The organism is Pseudoduganella aquatica, assembly GCF_009857595.1.
Taxonomy (GTDB): domain Bacteria; phylum Pseudomonadota; class Gammaproteobacteria; order Burkholderiales; family Burkholderiaceae_D; genus Rugamonas; species Rugamonas aquatica_A.
The window spans coordinates 44,037-57,289 of record NZ_WWCU01000026.1; the positions used below are offsets into that span (position 1 = coordinate 44,037).

Annotated in this window: 11 protein-coding genes; 2 read left to right on the top strand and 9 right to left on the bottom strand. The window is 65.7% G+C overall.

The features are described 5' to 3' along the window. Positions 1–76: 76 nt before the first annotated feature. The 9 genes from GTP77_RS20470 to GTP77_RS20510 form a co-directional block, all read right to left on the bottom strand. Positions 77–2,818, bottom strand: coding sequence for a DEAD/DEAH box helicase (locus tag GTP77_RS20470; protein ID WP_161074000.1), 2,742 nt, complete (start codon positions 2,816–2,818; stop codon positions 77–79). After that, complete coding sequence (locus tag GTP77_RS20475; RefSeq protein ID WP_161074001.1) at positions 2,811–4,706, bottom strand: phospholipase D-like domain-containing protein; 1,896 nt, start codon at positions 4,704–4,706, stop codon at positions 2,811–2,813. Before GTP77_RS20475 ends, GTP77_RS20470 begins: the two co-directional genes overlap by 8 nt. Next, the gene (locus GTP77_RS20480; RefSeq protein WP_161074002.1) at positions 4,703–6,139 is read right to left on the bottom strand and encodes a hypothetical protein; all 1,437 of its coding nucleotides are present in this window, start codon (positions 6,137–6,139) and stop codon (positions 4,703–4,705) included. Before GTP77_RS20480 ends, GTP77_RS20475 begins: the two co-directional genes overlap by 4 nt. Positions 6,140–6,270: 131 nt before the next feature. After that, the gene (locus tag GTP77_RS20485; protein WP_056404796.1) at positions 6,271–6,558 is read right to left on the bottom strand and encodes a hypothetical protein; all 288 of its coding nucleotides are present in this window, start codon (positions 6,556–6,558) and stop codon (positions 6,271–6,273) included. A gap of 171 nt (positions 6,559–6,729) precedes the next feature. Then, positions 6,730–7,413 (bottom strand): ABC transporter ATP-binding protein, encoded by a 684-nt coding sequence (locus GTP77_RS20490; RefSeq protein WP_161074003.1) that lies wholly within the window; start codon positions 7,411–7,413, stop codon positions 6,730–6,732. Positions 7,414–7,419: 6 nt separating this feature from the next. After that, on the bottom strand, positions 7,420–8,235 hold the full coding sequence (gene phnE / locus GTP77_RS20495) for a phosphonate ABC transporter, permease protein PhnE (RefSeq protein WP_371869379.1): 816 nt from the start codon (positions 8,233–8,235) through the stop codon (positions 7,420–7,422). Continuing rightward, positions 8,232–9,086: a PhnE/PtxC family ABC transporter permease gene (locus GTP77_RS20500; protein WP_161074004.1), complete on the bottom strand. Its 855-nt coding sequence runs from the start codon at positions 9,084–9,086 to the stop codon at positions 8,232–8,234. The genes phnE and GTP77_RS20500 overlap by 4 nt, the downstream gene beginning before the upstream one ends. A gap of 8 nt (positions 9,087–9,094) precedes the next feature. After that, positions 9,095–9,925: a phosphonate ABC transporter ATP-binding protein gene (locus GTP77_RS20505; protein WP_161074005.1), complete on the bottom strand. Its 831-nt coding sequence runs from the start codon at positions 9,923–9,925 to the stop codon at positions 9,095–9,097. A 10-nt stretch (positions 9,926–9,935) separates the two neighbouring features. Beyond that, on the bottom strand, positions 9,936–10,802 hold the full coding sequence (locus GTP77_RS20510; protein ID WP_161074006.1) for a putative selenate ABC transporter substrate-binding protein: 867 nt from the start codon (positions 10,800–10,802) through the stop codon (positions 9,936–9,938). Between the two features lie 169 nt (positions 10,803–10,971). On the opposite strand from GTP77_RS20510, the gene egtD reads away from it, so the two are divergent. Then, positions 10,972–11,982 carry an L-histidine N(alpha)-methyltransferase gene (gene egtD, locus GTP77_RS20515; RefSeq protein ID WP_371869380.1) on the top strand — a complete coding sequence of 337 codons (1,011 nt, stop codon included), beginning with the start codon at positions 10,972–10,974 and terminating at the stop codon, positions 11,980–11,982. A gap of 24 nt (positions 11,983–12,006) precedes the next feature. Then, positions 12,007–13,215, top strand: a complete 1,209-nt coding sequence (gene egtB, locus GTP77_RS20520) for an ergothioneine biosynthesis protein EgtB (protein ID WP_161074008.1) — start codon at positions 12,007–12,009, stop codon at positions 13,213–13,215. Positions 13,216–13,253: the final 38 nt, after the last annotated feature.

Below are 13,253 nucleotides of genomic sequence, written 5' to 3' on the forward strand. Positions count from 1 at the left end.
GAGAAACCGTCAGTATATGCCGAAAGTGAATTAGCTTATGCGAAATTTGACGATTGCAGTCAGTCCAGGCGCGTGGCTAGAAGTGCGCTCCATAGGGATCGGGCCGCTGCCCGGCGCCGCTTGCGGGCGTGCGCAGGTATTGCTTCCATTCGCCCGGCGCGAGGGTGGTGTCGATGGCCTTGTCGAAGGCATCCTGGAGGCAGAAATCCATCGCCGCTTCCACGCCGTGCTTGTGGCGGACGAATGAGCCGACCTGGTCTTCGTCGAAAGAGCGCTCCAGATAGGGGAAATGGATGTCCAGCGTGGTGGATCCAGGCTGCGCCAGTTCCTTGTAGACGCGGCCGAACAAGCGATCCACCCGTCCGACGCGCTGTTCATTGTCGCCCGGCGTCCACGCAATGCCGTAGTGGTGCACCTGGCGGCATTGCAGATGCAGGTTCACGCCTTCCTGGAACACGGACGTGGCCACCAGCACGTTGGGGAAGAAGGGGCTGTTGAAGCCGATAATGAGACGATCGCGGTCGCCCGAGGCGCCGCTGGCGTACCAGGCCGGGTTGTGCATTTGCGTGAGCACGGTCCATTTTTTCTTGTAGTCGGCAGGCTTGTAGCCGGCGATCTTTTTGCACAGCGTCTCAAAGCTGGGCAGCGCTTCGCGGAAATACGCCAGCATGAGTGAACCGGGCATGCGGAGCTTGGCGTACTCCACGAACATGCGGTAGCGCTCGGGCGCGCTGGCGTGGTCATAGCTGCGTGTTTTTTCCTTCCCCTGATTCTTCCACTGTTCGAGCCGGAAAGCGGTGAACCAGCAGTACAGCTCCACCATGACCGGGCTCGCCTGCAGGAAGCCTTCGCGCAGGTAGTTGGCAAAGTTTTCCGCCACGCCAATGCGGCATCGCCAGCCGTCGAGTATCTCGCGCTCGCTGTCGGTCAGTAGCGGGTGGATCAGGCCCCAGGCCGTTTCCAGCTCCTGCGTTGTCGGGGTGATCTGCGCCGGTACATAGTGCTCGGGCGGCTGCGGTTCACCGGCTAGCTTGTGGCGGTGCAGGCGTGTATCCCGCGCGGCGGTGGCATACAGGCTTTTGTGGCCGTCGATGCTGTCGTAGCAGGCGCTGTAGCCCGCGCTGCGGTAGTCGGCCGCCGGTTCCAGGAATAGCGAGAAGACCGATTCCGGCTTGCGGAAGCGCAGCCGCACGTTGGCGCAGTCGGTGCGCTCGCTGCCGCCTTCTTTGCCGCCGTCCTGGCCGTCCTCCTTGCCGGCGTTGCGCTTGACCACAAACAGGTTGGCGACCACGGAGCCCAGCCTGTCGTCGTGCGGCGCGGCAGGCTGCTCCCCGCCGGCATCGTCCAGCGCGGGCGGCGCTTCCAGCTGTTCGCCGCGTTTGCTGTATCGCTCGGTGACTTCCCTGGTCAGCGCCGCGAAGCCGGAACGGCTCCAGTTGCTGGCCTTCCAATTCTGCGCAACGGGGTCGTTCGCTTTCAAGCCCCATGCTTGCAGCAGTAGCGGAATGTACAGTTCATCATAGGCGCGGTTCACGCGCTGCGTCAGCTCCCGCACCGAGGGGATGCGGCGCACAAATACCAGGTGCTTGTTGTGGTGCAGGGGCACATCCGAATCCCGCAAGGCGCGCGGCACCAGCTTGGCGATCGTGGCGTCGTACTTGGGGTGGTCCGGCAGGCGGCCGAACAGGCCGTGGAACTCGGCCGACATGGCACTGAGCAGTTCGGAGTCGGGCGCTTTATGGAAGTCCTTGCTGCTGGTGTCGCCGCCGGCGGCCTGCGCCTCGGGCAGGGTGGCCGCCCCCAGCGATTCGAAGCCTTCCAGATAGCCGTACAGTATCTTCCGGCCCATTTTCTTGCCCAGGCGTTTCTGGTAGAAGGCGAAGAACAGCTCGGACAGGGAGTTGGCGCCGAAGCTGGCCGGCACCGCCAGTTCGCGCCGGTAGCTGTGCTTGGTGACGTAGTTGTTGTCCTGCGTTGGCATCAGGCGCAGGCGGCGCAGGGCGTAGCGCCGCAACAGTTCGGGAGCGGGCTGTGGTGCGATATCCTTGAAGAAGCCAAGAATGTTGCGCACGTCCTGCATGCCCTTGTGGCTGGGCGTGGCGGTCAGCAGCAATGCCTTGCGCGCCAGCGGCGCGGCGGCCTTGCCGAAGAACCCTTCGCCTGCGGCCACGCGCTGCGAGCCGCCGTGGATGTTGCGGAAGTAGTGCGCTTCGTCGATCACCAGCAGGTCGAAGCCGCCGGGCAGCGCTGCGTGGATGTCGAGGCGCATGCCGTCCGCGATGCGCTTGGCCCTGACAGCCGGATCCTCGCTGTTCCCTGCGCCTGCATCGCCGCCTTCCACATTGCCGTCACCCAGCATGCTGAGCGAGTGGGTAGTGACCAGGAAGAAGCGCTTGTCCGGATCGCGCACCTGTTCGCACAGGGCGGCGAGATTGCCGCAGATGGTGGCGGCGCCGGCAGCGGCCGTGTCGGCCGGAACCGGCGGCCGGCAATGTTCCTGCAGGAACTGCTGGTGCTCGTTTTGCCAGTGCCTGCAGATGCTTTTGTTGGGCGCCATGACCAGCACGCGCGCTTCCGGCTTGGCCTGCCATAGCAGATGCATGACGCCCAGCGCCTGGAAGGTCTTGCCCATACCTACTTCGTCGGCCAGCAGCGCCAGGCCTTCGCGCTCGAGCAGCCGGCACAGATAGGCCACGCCCTCGGCCTGCTTGTTCGCCATCGATACGTGGCCGGGCTGGTACTGCCACGCTGGCGTCGCCAGCTCGAAATTCATTTCTTGGCTGATTTGCTCAGGGCGCAGGGTGCTCCAGTCACGCATAGCTGCATTCTTTCCGTATCAGTTCCATGTAGCGGGCGGCATTGCCGTCGGGCGCGGCGCTGGCCAGGCGCAGGCGGTCCAGGTCCAGCGGCAGGCCCGCCCCCAGCGCGGCGGCTTTTTTCTGCGCGGCGAGCAGCAGCGTGTTGAATTCCTGGACCAGGAACCAGTGGTAGATCGCGTTGCCGCCCTCGGGATGCTGCTGGATTTTCTCGTGCAGCTCCTTCACGCAGCCGGGCCGCGCCAGCACGCAGATGTGCAGGCTCACGGCGCTATCGCACTTGGCGATCAGGCTGCGGAACTGGTCGAAGGCGTTGAACAGGCGGAAGTAGCTGGACAGCGCAGCGTTGGACGGCGGCTCCAGATCGGCTGCGTCGGCGGCGTCCAGGTCCAGCGTGGCGGTCCCGCGCAGTTCGGTGGCAGGGCAGCTGGCCGAGTCGAAGCCCAGCACCAGCGCCTCGAGCAGGTCGTCGAGCGATGCGAAGCGCTCGCCGCGGCGCAGCTGCGCATGCTGTTCATTCACGATGCCGCGCGCCACCGTGCCGCCATTCAGCTCCACGGTGTAGTAGCGGTTGGTGAGGATGCGCTGCGGCTCCGCTACCGGGTAGTGCGCTTGCGCCGGCATGCCGGGCTGCAGCGGGATGCCGGGCAGATCGGGCAGGTGCAGCACGTAGTCCGGTGCGCTGCAGTCATCCGGCCAGTCCAGCCGGACGCTGTAGTTCAGCGTGCGCCAGTCGAAGGAGACGGCCAGGTCGAACGGCGGCAGGGGCGGCAACTGCAGCTCGTCTTCGAGCAGCTGCGCCGGGCTGCAGAAGTGGCCTTCATCCACGGGGATGGCGTCGCCCAGCGCGCTCTTGAAATCGGGCGGGTCCGGCAGCAGCATGCCGGCTTCGATATTGTTGTCCCGGCCTTGCAGCTGGGCGCCCGGCATGGAGCAGTTCCAGGAGCCGATGGCGATCGCGTGCGGCGTGAGCCACACCTTGGCGTGGCTCATCTTGATGCGCTCGTCCCGGCGTACCTGGCGGCTGCCCGCGTGGAAGGCCAGCCGGCCCTCCTGCAATTGCTCGGCCAGCCCACCGCTCCAGCGGGTGCGGATCTGGCCGGTCTCGTTCCGGTCTGCCACCACGCTGACTGGCATTCCGGGATGGCCCGCTTGCCGGCGCACCGCGTCCAGCATGTGCGCCAGGTCGTCGGAAAAGTAGGGCGACCATACGCCCAGCCCTTCCATGGGTGTGCCCGGCGGCTGGTGCGCCGCCAGTTGCGGCAGCAGTCCGGCCGGCTGGAAGCTGTGGCAGAACGACCAGCCGGCGTCATCGCCCCACAGCCTGGCGCCAAGCGCCGTCTCCGGCTGGCCCGCAGCCGTCAGCAGCGGTGCGAAGAAGGCCTGCACCTGCGCCGCTTGCGCCGCGCTGCTGATCTTGCGGAAGACAAACACTTCCTGGTTGTTGGCCCAGCCGCCCACGGACAGGTTGGCGCTGCCGCAGCCGAGAATGGCGCCCTCGGCGCCTTCAATATAGATGACCTTGGGATGGAACAGGCTGGCCGTTCCGAAGCCCAGCCGCAGCGGTGACACGGCGCTCACGGGTAGCGACGTGCGCTTGCGCTCCACGCTGTTGAACAGCATGCGGCGGTCGGCGAATACGCGCAGGTCGAGCGGGGGCGGGGCGGCGTCGCCGTCCGTTTCGGCATTGTCGGCGGCTGCCTGCCGCAGCGCCAGCTCCTGCTGCATCTGCTCGAATTCCATCGCGGAGCGCGGCGTCTCCATGCCGAGGATGGCGGGCAGCAGATGAGTCTCGACCAGTTCGATGCCCATGTTGAAGGTGGTGAGGAAGACGCGGCGCGGCGGCCCGGTCTTGTCCAGCTGGCGCTGGAATTCGTCCAGCAGCTTCATGCGGCGCCTCCACGCAGGCCTTGGGCGAACTGCTTGAATTCGCCGATGTAGTAGCCGTGTATCCAGGCGCCGGGAGGGCGTTTCTCCGCAGCGGGCGGTTTGCTGGTGCGGACCGATACCGCATAAGCCCCGGCTGCGTTGACGTTCAGCCAGGCGCCCTGGCCGCGCTGCTGCATGATGCCGCCATGGTAGCGCAGCAGGTGGGCCAGTTGCGTTTCCAGGTCCGGACAGGCGGCAATCTCCAGCAGTTTCCTCAGGCGGCGCTGCGCGGTGCCCGGCAAGGACGGCATCAGCTGCGGCGAGGCTTGCAGCGCGGCGGCCTGAGCGGGCAGGGTGCCGCTGTTGCGCCCGTAGCGGGTCCAGTCCTCTTCGATCTGCGCCATGCTGCTGTGCGGCCGCCGCAGCGCCAGCTGGAACAGCAAGTCCAGGTCCGCAATGAAGGGTTCCACCTGTTCTATGTGGCGGATGGGCAGCAGCGCCGCCTCCAGTTCGGCGCTGCCGGGCGCGGCCGGAGAGGCCTGCTCCATCGCCGCGCGCGCCTGGGCCAGTACTGTGCGCGGCGGTTGCGGCGGAGACGGAGCCGTGCCGGCCCTTTCCGCCCCGTCCAGCTGCGCCAGGACCGCACCGGCGATGCCCCCGCTCAGGCCGGTTGCTTCCAGCCAGAAGCTGCGCGCGTAGCTGCCTACGTGGGCCGGCGTGCGGAACGCGCCTATATAGGCGAGCTTGAGTTCGGGGTCCACGCTGTCCAGCGGCATGGACAGCTGCGGTCCATGCTGCAGAAACTGGAGGAAGTGCGCCAGCAGTTTGCTTTTCAAGCGCGACAGTTCCGGCACCCTGCGGATCAGGGCGTCGGCAGCCGGCCATAGGCCGGCGGGCTGTTTGGGCAGCTGGTAGCGGTAGGCACGGTCGAAGAAGCGCATTTCTATCATGGGCGTCTTGTAGCGGCCGCTTACTCCGAGCAGCAGCTGGCGGCGCAGGATCTGGTGCGCCTGGCTGTGGCCGAATCCCAGCGCCGCCCCGCCTGCTTCGCGCAGCTTGCGGCGTGCCTTGGAGATGCCCAGCACGCCGCTGGCCTGGGCGGCGGAGCCGTGCTGCGCCATGGCGTAGGTGAACAGGTTTTCGAAATGGATCAGGCAGCTGTTCTTGAAGGCCAGGCTGTCCATGCTGTTGGGCAAATCCAGCGCGGCATAGTGCTGCACGATGGCGGCGTCATCCGCCAGCGCGCGCACCATATGGTGGTGAAACAGGTTCAGCGTGTAGCTGCGCACGTCATAGGAAATGGAGCTGATGCGGTTGCTGAAGATGCGCTGGCCCAGCGAAGCCCAGATGACGGTCAGTCCCAGTGGATCTGTGTTGCTGTCGCCGCTGATGGCGTCGTTGTACTCGGTGAAAAAGTCGCGGATTTCCAATGGCGCATTCCTGATACTGGACATGCAACATTCTATACGGAAACAGGTGGCAGCTTGGAGGGGGGATTGCAGGGAGGGTAACAGCGGGGGCTAGGCTGTAGATTGGCGCCGGTGACCGCGATGCCGGCGCCTGGCATTGCACGACCAGAATTCGGTCAATGCATCGAGGCAGTCGATAGATCTTTAAGTTCGCGTATGCTCAGTTCGGATTTTTCGTGCATACGCAGCAAAATGGTAGCTCCGACAGCTAGTTTTCGGTGGCGGATTTTGCTGATGATAGGAGGTTGTACCTCCAGTACGCGGCAGAGTTCAGCATCATTTTTAAGGTGCATCTTCTCAATCAGCGTATCGAGCAGCTTGTTGGGCACAAAGCTGGAGGGTTCCAACGCCCTTGCTCGATTCATTGCCTCGATCAGTTCCAGTTTCTTTTGCCGCACGCTCATTTTTTCCTCCTTAGTTAGAAAACGTGGATAGATTGGCGTCTCCTGGCTTGTGTTCTACCGCCCAAACGGCGTAAACAGGCGGATCACTCAACTATTAATAACCAAGCAAGTTGTATGTATGATACTGCAACGGTAGATTATTGGTAGGTCTAGGACAAAAAATATTCTTATTTATTGAGCAAAGCGGTTGACGGATGTTGTTTCTTGTAGTCCCGAGCTGGTCAGTACGAGCGTGCGGTCCGCCATCGCGGCGGCGGCGTGGGAATGGGTCACCATAATGGTGCAAGCGCCGCTGGATTTTATTTCGTTGCGCAGCAGCAAAAGTATGCCGTGCGCGGTCTCCGGGTCGAGGTTGCCGGTGGGTTCGTCCGCCAGCACCAGGGCCGGCTGGTGCACCAGTGCGCGGGCGATGGCCACGCGCTGGAGCTGGCCGCCGGACAGCTGGTGCGGATAGTCGCCGCCGCGCCCCTGCAGGCCGACCGCCTCCAGCATGTCCAGCGCGCGCTGCTGCGGCAGGCCGTTCAGCAGCAGCGGCAGGGCCACGTTTTGCAGCAGGGTCAGGTGCGGCAGCACGTGGAAGGCCTGGAAAACAAAGCCCATCTTTTGGCGCCGCAAGCGGGTGGCGGCGTCGTCGTCCAGCGCGGACATGGCCACGCCGTCCAGCACGATGGGAGGTCCGGACGCCGGGGCCATATCCGGCTGGTCCAGGCCCGCGACCAGGTTCAGCAGGGTGGATTTGCCCACGCCCGATTCGCCCATGATGGCGACAAATTCGCCGGCGCGGAAAAGCCAGCTCAGCTCGCTCAGCACCGGCCGGCCGGCGTAGGTCTTGGACAGCTTGTTCAGGGCGAGCATAGGCAATCAGCGGGTGAGGGCGCGGCGGGTGGCGAAGCTGGCCGCATCCACCAGCGCCACCAGCAGCAGCATGGCGATGATGACGGTGGCTGCGGCTTGCATCTGGAATAGCGATAAATGGTATTTCAGCATCTGCCCCAGCCCGCCAGCGCCCACCACGCCGAGAATGGCGGCGGCGCGGATATTGTTCTCCCACCGGTACAAGGTGTAGGACAGCATTTGCGGCAGCGTTTGCGGCAAGGTGGCGTAGAGGAAGGCCGCCATGGGCGAGACGCCGTTGATGCGCAGGCTTTGCTCCGGCAGCGGCGCGGCGTTTTCCAGCGCGTCGGCAAACAGCCGTCCCAGCACGCCGGCGGTGTGCACGGCCAGCGCCATGGTGCCGGCGAACGGCCCCAGTCCGGCAGCGATCATCAGGATGGACGCCCACACCAGCTCCGGCACCGAGCGCAGCACGTTCAGCACGGCGCGCACGGCGGCGCGCGCTGGGCGGCCGAAGCGGCCCGCGCCGGGCAGTGCCAGCAGCAGGCCGCCCGCCACCGCCAGCAGGGTGCCGAGGGCGGACATGGCCAGCGTTTCCAGCGTGGCGTTGGCGGTCTTGACCAGGAAGGGCACGGCAAGTTCCGGGGGCGCGAAGCCGGCCAGGAATTCACTGCTGCTGCGCACCGCGTCGGCGCTCAGCAGGGCCGACCAGTTGAGCGGCAACGTGGCGAAACTGGCCGCCACCAGCATGGCCAGGGCCAGCGCCATGAGCCAGGCGGACCAGGAGCGAGCGGGGGGCGGCGGCATCCCGGCCGGCGCCTCTTTCAATGCAGTCTGCGTCATCCGAGGCGCCTCCGCAGGTATTTCGACACCAGGTCGGCGGCGGCAACCAGCAGCACGAACACCAGCAGCATGGACGACACTTCGCCGCCGCTCATGGCCTTCATGGATTCGTCCATGCGCTGGCCCAGCCCGCCCGCGCCGACAAAGCCCATCACCACCGAGCCGCGTATCGCGCACTCCCAGCGGTACACGGTATAGGACACCAGCTCGGACGCCGCCTCCGGCAGCGCGCCGTACAGCAGCGCCGCCAGCCTGCCGCTGCCGTTGGCCAGCAGCGTGTCGGCCGCGTGGGCGTCGGACGATTCCAGGATCTCGGCGTAGACCTTGCCCAGCATGCCGCAGTAGGTCAGGGCGATGGCCAGCACGCCGGCCGTCGGCCCCAGGCCGACGATGCGCACGAACAGCAGCGCCCACACCAGTTCGGGCACGCTGCGCAGCAAGATCAGCAGCCAGCGCACGGCCTGGCGCAGCAGGCGCGAAGGCAGCGCCATGCGGCCGCTGCCCAGGCGCGAGATCGACAGGCGCTCGGTCACCAGCAGCGTGGCGGGGATGGCGCCCAGCAGCGCGAGCGTGAGCCCGGCGGTGGCGATGGCGATGGTGAGCCAGGTCTCGCGCAGCAGCATGGACAGGAATTCCGCGTCGTGCGCCGGCGGCACGAAGCCGGCCAGGAAGCGGCCGGTGGCAGTCAGGCTTTGCCAGTCCAGCAGTTCGAAGGGCTTGAATTCGCTGGCCACCACCATGGGCCAGAGCACAATGAGAGCAAGCACGGCGAACGTCATCCGGCCGCGCCAGGCGGGGTCGGGGTGGCGGTCGGCCGGGCTGGTATAAGGGACTGCGGGGAGATTGCGCATACGGTGTTTCAGAGGCAGGCGCCGATGGCCAGTTTTTCCGCCGACTCGTGCAGCGAGGGCGCATTGGCCGGCGGCTGCTCGCCCAGGTACAGTTCGGCGATCATGGCCTCGGTGACCTGCTCGCGCGGCAGGTCGAAGGCGATGCTGCCCTGTTTCAGCGCCACGATGCGGGGGAAGTTGGCCAGCGCCAGTTCCACCTGGTGCAGGCTGCACACCAGCGCGGCGTTGCGTTCGCGGGCTTCCTGCTGCAGCGTGGACAGCGTCAATTGCGACAGCGCGGGGTCGAGCGCGGACAGCGGCTCGTCCACCAGCAGCGCCTGCGCGTCCGACAGCATCAGGCGCGCCAGGCCGCAGCGCTGGCGCTCGCCGCCGGACAGGCGGTCCACACGGCTATACAGCTTGTCGCCCAGGTTGAAGCGGGCCAGCGCGCGGTAGGCCGCTTCCGGCTCCACCGGCTTGACCAGCGAACGCAGGGCGCGCCACAAGCTCCAGTGCGGCAGGCGCGCGGCCAGCACCGCCGTCACCACGCGCTGGCGCGGCGGCAGCGGCGGCGTCTGCGGTGCCAGGAACAGGCGCGCGCGCAAACGGTGGCGGGCCGCGTTGTCCAGCGCCCACGGGTCGGCGCCGAAGGCCGTGTAGCGGCCGCCGTCGTCCGATTGCGGCTGGTGGTTGCAGGCCAGCGTGGCCAGCAGCGTGGTCTTGCCGGCCCCGGAAGGGCCGATCAGCGCAAGCTGCTCGCCCGGCGCAATGGCCAGGTCGATGGCGTGCAGCGCGGGCGCGCTGGCGGCGCCGGCATGGCGCACCGTCAGGCGCTCGAGCAGGTACAAAGGAGCGGACATGGATCGAATCTTATTTCTTCAGCAGGCCCGCGTTGACGGCGGCCGCTTCGATGGCGGTGTAGTTCTCGGCCTTGGTCGGAATGAACTTGGAGGCGCGCTGCAGGTCCAGGATGGCTTTGTCTTCCGGCTTGGATGCGTCCAGCGCCAGGAAGGCGTCGGTGATCTTCTTCTTCAGTTCCGGGTTCATGTCGGCGCGCACGGTCCAGTTGTAGTCATAGTAGCCGGGGGTAGTGTAGAACACGCGCACGGCGGCCGGGTCGACCTTTTTCTCGGCCACCAGCTTTTCCCATACCGAGATGTTCAGCGCGCCCGCGTCCACCTTGCCGCCGGCAACGGCCGCCACGGTGGCGTCGTGCGCGCCGGAGAAGGCGATGCGTTTCAGGTCGGTGTCCGGATTGATCTTCGCGGCCAGCAGGAAGGAGCGCGGCATCAGGTGGCCGGAGGTGGACGACTCCGAGCCGAAGCTCAGGGTCTTGCCCTTCAGGTCATCGAGCTTGTTGATGGTTTTGCTGGTGGTGACGAACACCGAGCGGAATTTCTCGTCCTCGGCGCGCTGCACCAGCGGCACCACCTGGCCCTTGCTGCGGTCCTTGGCTTGCACGAAAGTGAAGCCGCCGAACCACACCATGTCCAGCTTGTGGTTGATCAGGCCTTCCACCGAGGCGGCGTAGTCGGTCACCGGGGTGAACTCGACCTTCATGTTCAGTTTCTTCTCCAGGTACTCGCCCAGCGGCTTGAACTTGCGCTGCAGTTCGGTCGGCGCTTCGTCCGGAATGGCGGACACGCGCAGCACTTGCTGGGCCGGCGCCTGGGCGGCGGCGAACAGCAGGCTGGCGGCCATCAGGGATTTGACGAGGGTCAATGGAGAGCATTTCATGGAAGTTCCTTTTTGTAGTTGTTAAGCAGCCAATGTTAAGCGGCTAACGCAAGAATGCACGGCTTGGGCGCGGCGACACTGAAAATATGATATTCAGCTATGATAGCAAAACTGTCATCGGCAGCAGGCTCGGTGATGGCCCATCAACTTGACTGAGCACACTATGCCTATGTCCCGTACTGCGGCGATCCGCGTGATTTCGCCTGATATTCCCAGCCTGTCGTCCAGCGTTCCGCAGGGCAGTCCAGCCACCATCGCCGAGATCAGCACGGGCTTGCTGGCGGAGCGGGCTTACACTTCGCCCAAATATTTATATGACAGCCTGGGCTCCAAGCTGTTCGAAGCGATATGCGAGCTGCCCGAATACTATCCCACGCGCACCGAAGCGTCCATCTTTGAGCGTTACGGCAGCGAAATCGCGCAGGCGGTGGGGCTGGGTTCCACATTGATCGACCTGGGCGCGGGCAATTGCGCCAAGGCGGCCGGCCTGTTCCCGCTGCTGCACCCGGCGCAGTACGTGCCCATCGATATTTCGCGCGACTTCCTGAACGAGGCGGTGAGCCGGCTGCAGCAGCGCTTCCCGCATATTGAAATGACGGCGCTGGGGCTGGATTTCTCGCGCAGCTTCCATTTGCCGGCCAGCGTGCGGCCCGAGCGGCGCGTGTTCTTCTACCCCGGCTCGTCGATAGGCAATTTCGCGCCGCACGAGGCGATCGCCTTCCTGCGCCGCATGCGCGCCAACGAGCAGGGCGACGGCGGCCTGCTGATCGGCGTGGACCTGGTCAAGGACGGCGCCGTGCTGGACGCGGCCTATGACGACGCGATCGGCGTCACCTCGTCCTTCAACCTGAACATGCTGCGCCACCTGAACCACCTGACAGGCGCGGATTTCGACGTCACGCAGTGGCAGCACCGCGCCTTCTTCAACGCCGAGGAAAGCCGGGTGGAAATGCACCTGGAAGCGCGCGAGGCGCTGTCGGTGAGCTGGCCGGCCGGGGGGCGCCAGCGCTACGAGCGCCACTTTGCGCGCGGCGAGCGCATACACACGGAAGACAGCTACAAATACACGCGGCGCGGTTTTATCGACCTGCTGCAGGAAGCCGGTTTCGCCGCCACGCATACCTGGACCGACGACGCGGAATGGTACGCCGTGGTGCATGCCAGAGCGATCGGTGAATAAAGTGACTATCAAGATGAATAAGCCATGCAAATGAGCGGCCCCGCGCACTGGATAGCGCGCTACAACTCGGTACGCGAACGCTCGCTGGCGCTGGCCGAGCCCTTGTCGGACGAGGACTGCTGCGCCCAGTCCATGCCGGATGCGAGCCCCATCAAATGGCACCTGGCGCATACTACCTGGTTCTTCGAGACCTTTATCCTGGAGCGCATGGAGGCGGACTTCGAGCCCTTCCATCCCGCGTTCCGGGTGCTGTTCAATTCCTATTACAACGGCATCGGCGAAAAGCATCCGCGTCCGCAGCGCGGCCTGCTCACGCGGCCGTCGCTGGCCGAGGTGAAGGCCTTCCGCGCGAATGTGGATGCACGCATGGCGCGCCTGTTCGGCCTCGCGCTGGATGCGGCGCAGCGCGCGCAGCTGGAGATGCTGGCCACGCTGGGCCTGGAGCACGAGCAGCAGCACCAGGAACTGATGCTGACGGATGTGAAGCATTTGCTGGCGCAGAATCCCTTGCAGCCGGCCTATGCGCAGCAGGCCGGGGCGCGCAGCGAGGCCGGCGCGATGGAGTGGGTGGCGTTTGACGGCGGGCTGGCCGATATCGGTTACGGCGGCGACGGCTTCTGCTTTGACAACGAGCTGCCGCGCCACCGCCAGTATGTGACGCCGTTCGCGCTGGCTTCGCGGCTGGTGAGCAATGGCGAGTACCTGGCTTTTATCGAGGCGGACGGCTATGAGACCGCGTCGCTGTGGCTGGCCGAGGGCTGGGACTGGGTGTGCACGCAGGGTTTGCGCATGCCGATGTACTGGCGGCGCGGCGAGGACGGGCAGTGGCTGGAGTTCACGCTGGCGGGTTTGCAGGCGTTGGACCTCGATGCGCCGGCCATGCATTTGTCGCTGTTCGAGGCGGACGCTTATGCCCATTGGCGCGGCGCGCGCTTGCCGACGGAGGGGGAGTGGGAGTTCGCTGCGCAGCAGGACGCACAGGAGCGGGGTGGGTTAAGGCAGATGTTTGGACACTGCTGGCAATGGACCAGCAGCAGCTATGCGCCTTATCCGGGCTATGAGACGGCGCCGGGCGCGCTGGGCGAGTACAACGGCAAGTTCATGCTGAACCAGTATGTGCTGCGCGGCTCGTCGTGCGCCACGCCGGCCGGGCATGCGCGCGCCAGCTACCGCAACTTTTTCCCGGCCGGTGCGCGCTGGCAGTTCACCGGCATCCGCCTGGCGCGCAAGTAGCGGCTTGGCCGTGCTGCCGGCGGCTCTTGGCGGGTTAC

What these genes read in the sequence shown, in the direction of transcription:
- GTP77_RS20475 (WP_161074001.1), bottom strand. Translation starts at nt 4,706, where the DNA reads ATGAAGCTGCTGGACGAATTCCAGCGCCAGCTGGACAAGACCGGGCCG.
- GTP77_RS20490 (WP_161074003.1), bottom strand. Translation starts at nt 7,413, where the DNA reads ATGCTCGCCCTGAACAAGCTGTCCAAGACCTACGCCGGCCGGCCGGTG.
- phnE (WP_371869379.1), bottom strand. Translation starts at nt 8,235, where the DNA reads ATGACGCAGACTGCATTGAAAGAGGCGCCGGCCGGGATGCCGCCGCCC.
- GTP77_RS20470 (WP_161074000.1), bottom strand. Translation starts at nt 2,818, where the DNA reads ATGCGTGACTGGAGCACCCTGCGCCCTGAGCAAATCAGCCAAGAAATG.
- egtD (WP_371869380.1), top strand. Translation starts at nt 10,972, where the DNA reads ATGTCCCGTACTGCGGCGATCCGCGTGATTTCGCCTGATATTCCCAGC.
- GTP77_RS20485 (WP_056404796.1), bottom strand. Translation starts at nt 6,558, where the DNA reads ATGAGCGTGCGGCAAAAGAAACTGGAACTGATCGAGGCAATGAATCGA.
- GTP77_RS20510 (WP_161074006.1), bottom strand. Translation starts at nt 10,802, where the DNA reads ATGAAATGCTCTCCATTGACCCTCGTCAAATCCCTGATGGCCGCCAGC.
- GTP77_RS20480 (WP_161074002.1), bottom strand. Translation starts at nt 6,139, where the DNA reads ATGTCCAGTATCAGGAATGCGCCATTGGAAATCCGCGACTTTTTCACC.
- GTP77_RS20500 (WP_161074004.1), bottom strand. Translation starts at nt 9,086, where the DNA reads ATGCGCAATCTCCCCGCAGTCCCTTATACCAGCCCGGCCGACCGCCAC.
- egtB (WP_161074008.1), top strand. Translation starts at nt 12,007, where the DNA reads ATGCAAATGAGCGGCCCCGCGCACTGGATAGCGCGCTACAACTCGGTA.
- GTP77_RS20505 (WP_161074005.1), bottom strand. Translation starts at nt 9,925, where the DNA reads ATGTCCGCTCCTTTGTACCTGCTCGAGCGCCTGACGGTGCGCCATGCC.